Annotated in this window: 10 protein-coding genes and 1 pseudogene; 9 read left to right on the top strand and 2 right to left on the bottom strand. The window is 67.7% G+C overall.

Annotation, left to right across the window (positions count from 1 at the left end):
* From AB0J87_RS64085 to AB0J87_RS64050, 8 genes and pseudogenes are all read left to right on the top strand, one after another.
* Positions 1-251, top strand: a pseudogene (locus AB0J87_RS64085) (NADH-quinone oxidoreductase subunit H); the annotation flags it as partial.
* A complete protein-coding gene (gene nuoI, locus AB0J87_RS64080; protein ID WP_363985821.1) occupies positions 238-753 on the top strand; it encodes an NADH-quinone oxidoreductase subunit NuoI in 516 nt (171 codons plus the stop codon). The pseudogene AB0J87_RS64085 and the gene nuoI, both read left to right, overlap by 14 nt.
* Complete coding sequence (locus AB0J87_RS64075; protein WP_350733441.1) at positions 746-1,555, top strand: NADH-quinone oxidoreductase subunit J; 810 nt, start codon at positions 746-748, stop codon at positions 1,553-1,555. Before nuoI ends, AB0J87_RS64075 begins: the two co-directional genes overlap by 8 nt.
* Positions 1,552-1,848, top strand: coding sequence for an NADH-quinone oxidoreductase subunit NuoK (nuoK, locus tag AB0J87_RS64070; RefSeq protein ID WP_185069996.1), 297 nt, complete (start codon positions 1,552-1,554; stop codon positions 1,846-1,848). The genes AB0J87_RS64075 and nuoK overlap by 4 nt, the downstream gene beginning before the upstream one ends.
* 70 nt (positions 1,849-1,918) lie before the next feature.
* Positions 1,919-3,766: an NADH-quinone oxidoreductase subunit L gene (nuoL, locus tag AB0J87_RS64065; protein ID WP_363985823.1), complete on the top strand. Its 1,848-nt coding sequence runs from the start codon at positions 1,919-1,921 to the stop codon at positions 3,764-3,766.
* Positions 3,766-5,325 carry an NADH-quinone oxidoreductase subunit M gene (locus AB0J87_RS64060; RefSeq protein WP_363985818.1) on the top strand — a complete coding sequence of 520 codons (1,560 nt, stop codon included), beginning with the start codon at positions 3,766-3,768 and terminating at the stop codon, positions 5,323-5,325. The genes nuoL and AB0J87_RS64060 overlap by 1 nt, the downstream gene beginning before the upstream one ends.
* On the top strand, positions 5,322-6,905 hold the full coding sequence (nuoN, locus tag AB0J87_RS64055) for an NADH-quinone oxidoreductase subunit NuoN (protein WP_350733445.1): 1,584 nt from the start codon (positions 5,322-5,324) through the stop codon (positions 6,903-6,905). The genes AB0J87_RS64060 and nuoN overlap by 4 nt, the downstream gene beginning before the upstream one ends.
* An 11-nt stretch (positions 6,906-6,916) precedes the next feature.
* A complete protein-coding gene (locus AB0J87_RS64050) occupies positions 6,917-7,906 on the top strand; it encodes a polyprenyl synthetase family protein (protein ID WP_363985816.1) in 990 nt (329 codons plus the stop codon).
* Here AB0J87_RS64050 and rarD read toward each other — a convergent pair.
* The gene (gene rarD / locus AB0J87_RS64045; RefSeq protein ID WP_363985814.1) at positions 7,874-8,797 is read right to left on the bottom strand and encodes an EamA family transporter RarD; all 924 of its coding nucleotides are present in this window, start codon (positions 8,795-8,797) and stop codon (positions 7,874-7,876) included. The genes AB0J87_RS64050 and rarD overlap by 33 nt on opposite strands.
* Before the next feature lie 123 nt (positions 8,798-8,920).
* On the opposite strand from rarD, the gene msrA reads away from it, so the two are divergent.
* Entirely contained in the window at positions 8,921-9,577 is a 657-nt protein-coding gene (gene msrA / locus AB0J87_RS64040) for a peptide-methionine (S)-S-oxide reductase MsrA (RefSeq protein WP_363985812.1), read from the top strand.
* A 160-nt stretch (positions 9,578-9,737) separates the two neighbouring features.
* Here the strand turns inward: msrA and AB0J87_RS64035 are convergent.
* A partial coding sequence (locus tag AB0J87_RS64035) for a hypothetical protein (protein WP_363985810.1) occupies positions 9,738-10,672 on the bottom strand: 935 nt, incomplete at its 5' end.

Below are 10,672 nucleotides of genomic sequence, written 5' to 3'. Positions count from 1 at the left end.
TGATGCTCAACGAGGAGTCCCGGATGATCGCCCTCGTGGTCACCGGGATCATCGTGATCGGCGGGCTGGCCATCTGGATGCGGTTCGACACCGTCAACCAGCGGCGCAAGGAGGCCCAGAAGGCCCAGGTCGAGGCCGAGTTCGAGGAACTGTCCGAAGAGCCGACGGCAGGTGGCTTCCCGGTGCCGCCGCTCGATCTGCCGCACTACCACGGGGTGCAGCACAAGGAGATTCCCAGTGGGACTAACTGATTGGCTGAACCCCGTCAAGGGCTTCGGGGTCACCTTCCACACGATGTTCAAGAAGCCCGTCACGACGAACTACCCGGAGGAGAAGAAGCCGACGGCTCCTCGCTTCCACGGGCGTCACCAGCTCAACCGCTGGCCTGACGGGCTGGAGAAGTGCGTCGGCTGCGAGCTGTGCGCCTGGGCGTGTCCGGCCGACGCGATCTTGGTCGAGGGCGCGGACAACACCGACGAGGAGCGGTTCTCGCCGGGTGAGCGTTACGGGCGCACGTACCAGATCAACTATCTGCGGTGCATCCTCTGCGGTCTGTGCATCGAGGCCTGCCCGACCCGGGCGCTCACCATGACCAACGAGTACGAGCTCGCCGACACCTCCCGCGAGAGCCTCATCTTCACCAAGGAGATGCTGCTCGCGCCCCTGACCCAGGGCATGGAGCAGCCCCCGCACCCCATGCGGCTCGGTGAGACCGAAGAGGACTACTACCGGCTGGGGCGGACCAATGGGTGAGACCGTCACGTTCTGGGTGCTCGCCGTCGTGTCCGTCGGCGCCGCGCTCGGCATGGTCTTCAACAGGAAGGCCGTGTACTCCGCGCTGATGCTCGGCACGGTGATGCTCTCCCTCGCGGTCCTGTACGCCGTGCAGGACGCGCCCTTCCTGGCCGCGGTGCAGATCATCGTCTACACCGGCGCGATCATGATGCTGTTCCTGTTCGTGCTCATGCTGGTGGGCGTCGACTCCTCCGACTCCTTCGTCGAGACGCTGAAGGGCCAGCGCGTCTGGGCCTCTCTCGCGGCCCTCGGCTTCCTGGTGCTGGTCGTCCTGGCCTTCGGCAACGCGATCTTCGCCGACCAGGCGGGGCTGGCGCAGGCCACGGCGCAGGGCGGCTACATCCGCTCGATCGCGCTGCTGCTGTTCACCAAGTACGTGTTCGCGTTCGAGATCACCTCGGCGCTGCTGATCACGGCGGCGCTGGGCGCGATGGTGCTGGCGCACCGCGAGCGGCTCACCGAGAAGCCGACGCAGAAGGACCTGGCCCGCGCCAGGTTCCTCGGCGACCAGCCCTCGGCGCTGCCCGGCCCCGGCACCTACGCCAGGAGCAACGCCATCGACATGCCGGCGCTGCTGCCCGACGGGTCGGTCGCTCCGTCCTCGGTCAACCGGTACATCGCCCGGTACGACGTGGAGCACGACCACCTGCCGGCCGACCCGAAGCTCGCCGATGCCATCAAGCACACGGCCGAGGAAGACGCCGAGGAGCACGCCATCGAGCGGGATGACAGCGAGCAGAACAATGAGGTGACCAAGTGACGACGCACTACCTCGTCCTGTCCGGCCTGTTGTTCGCCATCGGCGCTCTGGGTGTGCTGATCCGGCGCAACGCGATCGTGGTGTTCATGTGCGTGGAGCTCATGCTCAACGCCTGCAACCTCGCCTTCGTCACCTTCTCCAGGCAGGTCGGCAACCTGGAGGGCCAGATCATCGCGTTCTTCGTGATGGTGGTGGCCGCGGCCGAGGTCGTGGTCGGCCTGGCCATCATCGTGACGATCTTCCGAACCCGCAGGTCCGCGTCGGTCGACGACGCCAACCTGCTGAAGTACTAAGAGGTGACTGGTGGAATCTCCTGTTGAGATCATCCAGCACACCGGCGGCGTGATCGGGGTCTCCTGGCTGATGATCGCCCTCCCTCTCGTGGGGGCGGCCATCCTGCTGGTGCTGGGCCGGTTCACCAACCGCTGGGGCCATCTGCTGGGCGTGGCCATGTCCCTCGCCTCGTTCGTCGTGGCGGTGCTGGCGTTCTTCGAGCTCGTCGGGTTCGGGGAAGAGCAGCGCCGGAGGGCGGTCGAGCTCTACGACTTCATCCCCGGCCTGGTGAAGATGGGGCTGCTGATCGACCCGCTGTCGATCAGCTTCGCGCTGTTGATCACCGGTGTGGGTTCGCTGATCCACATCTACTCGATCGGCTACATGTCGCACGACGAGCACCGGCGCAGGTTCTTCGGATACCTGAACCTGTTCGTCTCCGCGATGCTCCTGCTGGTGCTGTCCGACAACTACGTGGGCCTGTTCATCGGCTGGGAGGGCGTCGGTCTGGCGTCGTACCTGCTGATCGGGTTCTGGCAGTTCAAGCCGTCGGCGGCGGTCGCGGCGAAGAAGGCGTTCGTCGTCAACCGCGTCGGTGACTTCGGCCTGCTGGTCGGCATGTTCGTCATCTGGACCACGTTCGGCACGCTGACCTTCAAGAGCCTCGGCGAGCAGATCACGCCGGGCCAGGAGAACGGCACCATGCTGGCCATCGGCCTGCTGCTGCTCCTCGGCGCGTGCGGCAAGTCCGCCCAGCTCCCGCTGCAGTCCTGGCTCCTGGACGCCATGGAGGGCCCGACCCCCGTGTCGGCCCTGATCCACGCCGCGACCATGGTCACCGCCGGCGTCTACCTGGTGGTCCGCTCGGGGGCGTTCTTCTTCCCCGAGGGCTCGGGCGCGGCACTCGCCGTCACCATCGTCGGCGCGGCCACGCTGCTCGCCGGTGCGATCATCGGTTGCGCGAAGGACGACATCAAGAAGGGCCTGGCCGGTTCGACGATGTCGCAGATCGGCTACATGATGCTCGGCGCGGGCCTCGGCCCCGCGGGGTACGCGTTCGCGATCGGTCACCTGATCACGCACGGCTTCTTCAAGGCCGACATGTTCCTCGGCGCCGGTTCGGTCATGCACGGCATGAACGACGAAGTGGACATGCGGAAGTACGGCGGGCTGCGCAAGGTCATGCCGATCACCTTCGTGACGTTCTTCATCGGCTACCTGGCGATCATCGGGTTCCCGCTGCTGTCCGGTTACTTCACCAAGGACGGCATCATCGAGACCGCGGTCGAGCACAGCCCGGTCCTCGGCTGGCTGGCCGTCCTGGGCGCGGGCATCACCGGCTTCTACATGTCGCGGATGGTCTTCATGACCTTCTTCGGCGAGAAGCGCTGGGCCGAGGACGCGCACCCGCACGAGTCGCCGGCCGTCATGACCTGGCCGCTGATCATCCTGTCGATCGGCTCGATCGGGCTGGGCGGCTACCTCATCCTGAGCAACCGCCTCATGATGTTCCTCGCCCCGGCCGTCGGCCGGCCGGAGGAGCTGCCCTCGTTCCACGCCACCAGCCCGGCAGGTCTCGCCACGCTCGCGCTCGTCGCGGTCGGCGCGGCCTTCGCCTGGATGAGGTACGGCCGGGCCGAGGTGCCCGTCGTGCAGCCGCGCGGGTCGTTCCTCACCACGTTCGCCCGCCGTGACCTCTACGGTGACGCGCTCAACGAGTCGCTCTTCATGCGCCCCGGCCAGTGGCTGACCCGCATCGCGGTGTTCTTCGACAACCGCGGCATCGACGGGCTGGTCAACGGCCTGGCCGCGGGCATCGGGGGCACTTCGGGGCGCCTGCGGAGGCTCCAGACGGGCTTCGCCAGAACGTACGCGCTGTCCATCTTCATCGGTGCCGCCCTGCTGACCGGCGCCCTGCTCCTCGTTGGGAACCTCTGATGTCACCCTGGCTTCCGATACTCATGGCGGTGCCCGTGGTGGGCGCCATCGTGGTGGCCCTGCTTCCCAAGGGCAGTGACAAGCTGGCCAAGCAGGTCACCCTGCTGGTCTCGCTGCTGACGCTGGTCCTCACGGGTGTCATGGCCGCCGGGTTCAAGCCGGCCGGTCCGCGCTTCCAGTTCACCGCCGAGTACAACTGGATCCCGAGCTTCGGCGTGAAGTTCGGGGTCGGCGTGGACGGCGTCGCGCTCGTGCTGATCGCGCTCTCGGTGGTGCTGGTGCCGATCGTGGTGCTGGCCTCCTGGCACGACGCCGACGGCGTCAAGACCGCCGACGGCACGCTCATCACGCCCAAGCGGTCGGTGAAGACGTACTTCTCGCTGCTGCTGGTGCTCGAGACGATGATGATCGGCGTCTTCGCGGCGACCGACATCTTCCTCTTCTACGTGTTCTTCGAAGCCATGCTGATCCCGATGTACTTCATGATCGGGTCGTACGGCGGTGCCCAGCGGTCCTACGCGGCCGTCAAGTTCCTGCTGTACTCCCTGTTCGGCGGCCTGCTCATGCTGGTCGCGGTCATCGGGCTCTACGTGGTCGGCGGCAGCAAGACCTTCATGTTCCCCGAGCTGATCGGGGTCGTGCAGGACCCGGCCATGCAGAAGTGGCTGTTCGCGGGCTTCTTCATCGCCTTCGCGATCAAGGCGCCGCTCTGGCCGGTGCACACCTGGCTGCCCGACGCGGCCGCGCAGGCTCCGGCCGGTGCCGCCGTGCTGCTGGTGGGCGTGCTGGACAAGGTCGGCACGTTCGGGATGCTCCGCTTCTGCCTGGAGCTGTTCCCCGACGCGGCCAAGGCGTTCACGATGCCGATCGTCGTACTGGCGGTCATCAGCATCATCTACGGCGCCATCGTGGCCATCGGGCAGACCGACATGAAGCGCCTCATCGCGTACACGTCGATCTCGCACTTCGGGTTCATCGTGCTCGGCGTGTTCGCCATGTCGTCGGTCGCCCAGTCCGGCGCGGCCCTCTACATGGTCAACCACGGCTTCGCCACCGGCGCGCTGTTCCTGGCCGCGGGCTTCCTGATCGCCAGGCGCGGCTCGCCGTTCATCGGGGACTACGGAGGCGTGCAGAGCGTCGCGCCGGTGCTCGCGGGCTTCTTCCTGGTCGCCGGTCTGGCCGGTCTCTCGCTGCCGGGGCTCTCCTCGTTCGTGAGCGAGTTCATGGTCATGGTCGGCACGTACTCCAGCCAGGCCCACGGGTCGGGCGCCCTGACGGTGGCCGCGGTGGTCGCCGCGGTGGCGGTCGTCCTCGCCGCCGTCTACATCCTGTGGATGGTCCAGCGGACCATGAACGGGCCGACGGCCGAGCCGGTCAAGGCGTTCAAGGACCTGAACGCCCGCGAGATCTGGGTGCTGGCCCCGCTGGTCGCCCTGATCATCGGCTTCGGCTTCTTCCCCAAGCCGCTGCTGGACGTGATCAACCCGTCGGTGCACCAGACGCTGACCAACGTGAAGGTGCCCACCTCCACCATCGCTGAGAAGGGGACAGGTCAGTGAACTCCATCCCAGCGCCGACGATCGAGTACGGCACGCTGGCGCCGCTGCTGGTGGTGTTCGGCGCGGCCGTCATCGGAGTGCTCGTCGAGGCGTTCGCGCCGCGATACCTGCGTAAGTCGATCCACGTCCCGCTCACCCTGCTGAGCCTGTTCGGCGCGTTCGCCCTGGTGCTCGTCCAGGTGCTGCGCGGCAACGTGCCCACCGCGCCGGTCGCCATGGGCGCGGTCGCGGTGGACGGGCCCGCGCTGTTCATCTGGGGCGTCATCCTCGTCCTGTCGTTCGTGTGCGTGCTGCTGATCAACGACGAGGGCCACTTCGTCGCCTCGGCCGCCGCCGTGCCCGGCAGCGCCGACGAGGAGGAGGCCGAGGCCACGGGCGGCGGGCACACCGAGGTGTACCCGCTGGTGCTGTTCGCGGTCGGCGGCATGCTGCTCTTCCCGGCCGCCCACGACCTGCTGATGATGTTCGTGGGCCTCGAGGTCATGTCGCTGCCGCTCTACCTGCTGTGCGGCCTGGCCCGCCGGCGTCGCCTGCTCTCGCAGGAGGCGTCCATGAAGTACTTCCTGCTGGGCGCGTTCTCCTCGGCCTTCTTCCTGTACGGCACCGCGATGGTGTACGGCTTCGCCGGCACCGTCTCGCTGCCGGGCATCAACGAGGCAATGGCCAGGAGCGCCACGCTCGATCCGATCCTGATGCTCGGTCTCGCGCTGCTCGGCGTGGGCCTGCTGTTCAAGATCGGTGCGGCACCGTTCCACGCCTGGAAGCCGGACGTCTACCAGGGCGCTCCGACGCCCATCACCGCTCTCATGGCCTCCGGCACGCTGGTCGCGGCCATGGGCGCCGTGCTGCGGGTGTTCTGGGTGGGTCTGGGCAACCTCGACTGGAACTGGCGGCCGATCATCTGGGGCGTCGCCGCCCTGACCATGATCGTCGGCTCGATCCTGGCGATCACGCAGACCGAGATCAAGAGGATGCTGGCGTACTCGTCCATCGCGCACGCGGGCTTCCTGCTCGTCGGCGTGATGGCCACGTTCGGCTCCGCCGAGCAGAACGCGGTCTCCCTCAAGGCGATCCTGTTCTACCTGGCGGTCTACGGCATCACGACAGTCGGCGCGTTCGCGGTGGTCACGCTCGTACGCGACCCTGGCGGCGAGGCCGGTCACCTGTCGCGCTGGGCCGGGCTCGGCAAGCGCGCGCCGGTGCTGGCCGGGGTGTTCGCCTTCTTCCTGCTGGCCTTCGCCGGCATCCCGCTCACGAGCGGCTTCTTCGGCAAGTACGCCGTCTTCGCCGCCGCTCTGAACAGTGGCACGCAGCCCGGCGACTCGATGGGTGGCTGGATGGCCGGCCTGGTCGTGGTAGGTGTGGTGGCCTCGGCCATCGCCGCGTTCTTCTACGTCCGCGTGATCGTGCTGATGTTCTTCAGCGAGCCGGCGGCCGACGGCCCGGCGATCGCGGTGCCCAGTATGGGGACCGTGGCCGTCATCGCCGTTTCGTTGCTGGTTACCGTAGGAGTGGGGCTCTACCCGGAGTCCGTGCTCGGTGTCGCCAACGACGCCGCACACAGCCTGTTCATCAGATAAGGGGATCTCGTATGTCTGCGCCTCCCGTGGTTGACCTTCCCATCGAGGACGAACGGCTGGCGCAGGACGTGGCCACCGGACTGGCCGCGGTAGAGAAGCTCCTGCGTTCGTCGGTGGAGAGCGAGGACGCCTTCGTCACGGAGGCGTCCAAGCACCTCATCGAGGCCGGCGGCAAGCGGTTCCGCACGCTGATGCTGCTGCTGGCTGCGCAGTTCGGCGACCCGTCCGCGCCGGGGGTCGTGCCCGGCGCGGTGGTGATCGAGCTGACCCACCTGGGTTCGCTCTACCACGACGACGTCATGGACGAGGCCCCGGTCCGCCGGGGCTCCCCGTCCGCCAACGCCCGGTGGGACAACACCGTGGCCATCCTCACCGGCGACTATCTGTTCGCCCAGGCGTCCGACCTCCTCGCGGACCTCGGTCCCGAGCTGATCCGTATCCAGGCTCAGACGTTCTCCCGCCTCGTCCAGGGGCAGATCCGCGAGACCGTCGGCCCGCGCGACGGCGAGGACCCGATCGGCCACTACCTGAGCGTGCTCGCCGACAAGACCGGCTCCCTGATCGCCGCCTCCGGCCGCTTCGGCGCGCTGCTGTCCGGCGCGCCCGCGGACGTCGAGGAGCGGCTCAGCCGCGCCTGTGAGGCCGTCGGGGTGGCCTGGCAGCTCGGTGACGACCTGCTGGACGTGGCCTCCTCCGGCGCCCAGTCGGGCAAGACGCCGGGGACCGACCTGCGGGAGGGGATCAGGACCCTCCCGGTTCTGTACGCTCTGGCGTCGGAGGAGCCGTCGCGGCTGCGTGAGCTGCTGGCGGGTCCGGTGGCCGAGGAGGATGTGGAGGAGGCGCTGAGCCTGCTCCGCGCCGACCCGGCGATGGCCCAGGCGCGGGCGGAGCTGGAATCCTGGGTGGACCGCGCCCGTGCCGACATCTCCGGCCTTCCCGACATCCCCGCCAGGTCCGCATTTTTGGCGCTATGTGACTACGTGGTCCAGCGTTCCGGCTGATTTCCGGACCCGCTTCGCGGCGCGAGCCGTCCTGAAGCCGTCGTACGTGAAGATCGCCAGGGCCAGCCAGACGATCGAGAAGCCGATCCACCGGCTGGACGGCATGGTCTCCTTGGCGATCAGCACACCGCACGCGAACTGCAGGACCGGCGCGATGTACTGCAGCAGCCCCATGGTGCTGAGCGGCACCCGGATGGCCGCCGCCCCGAAGCAGATCAGCGGGATGGCGGTGCCGATCCCACCGCCGATCAGCAGCAGGGCGTGCCCGAGGCCCTGGTCGGCGAACGTCCCCTGCCCGCCGGCGTGCAGGAAGAAGATGTAGCCGAGCGCGGGGAGGATCAGCACCAGGGTCTCGATCGCGAGGCCCTCGGTGGCCGGCACGTTGGCCCGCTTCTTCAGCAGCCCGTACACGCCGAAGCTCAGGGCCAGCGTCAGCGCGATCCACGGCAGCCGCCCGTAGTCGAACGTCAGCACCAGCACCGCCAGGGCCCCGAACCCGACGGCCACCCACTGCATCGGCCGCAGCCGCTCCCGCAGCAGTACCACCCCGAACAGCACGTTGACGAGCGGGTTGATGAAGTAGCCCAGGGCGCTCTCGACGACGTGCCCGCTGTTGACGGCGTAGATGTAGGTGCCCCAGTTGAGGGTCACGACCATGGCCGCCAGCACCAGCAGGCCCAGCTTCATGGGCTGCTTGAGCAGCGGGCGGAACCAGGACCAGTGCCTGCGCACCGCCAGCACGGCCGCGACGGCGACCAGCGACCACACCATCCGGTGGGCGAGGATCTCAACGGCTCCGGAAGGCTTGAGGAGCGGCCAGTAGAGGGGGAACAGCCCCCACATCGTGTAGGCGGCGATCCCGAACAAGACACCGCGCCGAAGGTCAGGCATGAACCCCATCTTCGGGCATTACCACCTTTAAACACAAATGCCTCTCACTATACGGAAATGTGTAGAGCTCCTAAAGCGTTAGAGCCTATGTACTCTGGGACGAGACCTACTGGAGGTAGTGCCATGGGCTGGCTGTTCGGCGGCAACAAGACATCGATGGTCCGACCCGAGGACGCCCTCCCCGGCCGCTCGGACCCCATGCCGATCCCGTCGCGCCACGCGGTCCTCGACGCCCCCCTCACCCCGCCCGAGGGCCTCGAGATCGCCGACTTCGGCCTCGGCTGCTTCTGGGGCGCGGAGCGCAAGTTCTGGCAGACGCCTGGGGTGGTCACGACGGCGGTCGGATACCAGGGCGGCTACACGCCCAACCCGACGTACGAGGAGGTCTGCAGCGGCCTCACGGGTCACACGGAGGCCGTCAGGGTGGCCTTCGACCCGGCGAAGGTGTCGTACGAGGAGCTCCTGAAGGTCTTCTGGGAGGCCCACGACCCGACCCAGGGCATGCGCCAGGGCAACGACGTGGGCACGCAGTACCGGTCGGCGATCTACTACCACTCACCGGAGCAGCAGAAGGCCGCGGAGGCGTCGCGGGACGCGTACCAGGGGGTCCTGAAGCAGGCGGGCTACGGCGAGATCACCACCGAACTCGCCCCCGCGGGCCCGTTCCACTACGCGGAGGACTATCACCAGCAGTACCTGTTCAAGAACCCGAACGGCTACTGCGGCATCGGCGGGACCGGGGTCTCCTGCCCGGTCGGGCTGACGTCCGGCGAGGCGTAGACCTGCTGAGATAGCGCAGTGCCCGTACGGGTGATCCGGCCCGAAGGAGCCCGACGAGACCAGGTCTCCAGGCTCTTCTTGAGCGGTATCCCAAAGCCACGGCGGCGTGGGTTCGGTGGCTTTCACCACCGAGCCCACGCCGCCGGTTCGTCGTGCCGATCTAGCTCGCCAGCGCGAGTTTGACGGTCAGGGCGCCGGTCTTTTCGGCCTTGGGGTCGAAGAGGATGGTGTAGGTGCCCGTGGCGGGCAGAGTCGTCGCGGAGATGGTGCAGTTGCGGCCGCAATAGGTGGGGGAGACCAATGCGGTGCCGTCGGGCTTCTTCACCGATACCTGGGCGTCGATGGAGCTGCCGAAACTGGAGTTGGTGAAGGTGAAGGTCACCTTCTGGTTGGCGGTGCCGTTGAAGGTCCAGGTTCCGCTCTGGCCTGGGGTCATGGTGGTCAGGGTCGAGGTGGCACCACCGATGGTGATGCTCACCGGAGAGAGGTCGGCGACCGAGTAGGTCCTCAGCGTCAGCTTGCCCACCTGTTCGTCTCGCGGGTTGAATTCGACGGTGTAGGTGCCCGTGGCCGGCAGGGCCACGGGGTCGAGGAAGCAGTTGCGGCCGCAGTAGGTGGCCGCCACCAGCACGGCGCCGTCGGGCTTCTTCACCGTCACCTGGGCGCCGGTGCTGTTGGCGAAGCTGGCGTCGGTGAAGTTGAACGAGACGAGCTGGCCCGAGGTGCCGGAGAAGGACCAGGTTCCGTTCTGGCCCGGCGTCGTCGTCGTGAGGCTGGACGCGGCGCCTCCGACCGTGACGTTGCCGCTCAGGTGGGTGATCGAGTAGAGCTGAGCGGTCAGCTTTCCGACATTCCCATCCTGCGGGTCGAATTCCACCGTGTAGGTACCCGCGACCGGAAGAGCAATCGGTTCCAGGAAGCAGTTGCGACCGCAGTAGGTGGCCGCCACCAGCACGGAGCCGTCAGGCTTCTTCACCGTCACCCGAGCGCCGGTCGTACTGGCGAAGCTGGCGTCGGTGAAGTTGAACGAGACGAGCTGGCCCGAGGTGCCGGAGAAGGACCAGGTTCCGTTCTGGCCCGGCGTCGTCGTCGTGA

It is taken from the genome of Nonomuraea sp. NPDC049625 (genome assembly GCF_040675285.1).
In the GTDB taxonomy this organism is placed as follows: domain Bacteria; phylum Actinomycetota; class Actinomycetes; order Streptosporangiales; family Streptosporangiaceae; genus Nonomuraea; species Nonomuraea angiospora_A.
The sequence above is the reverse complement of the archived record's forward strand: the minus strand, read 5'-3'. Positions and strand labels throughout refer to the sequence as shown.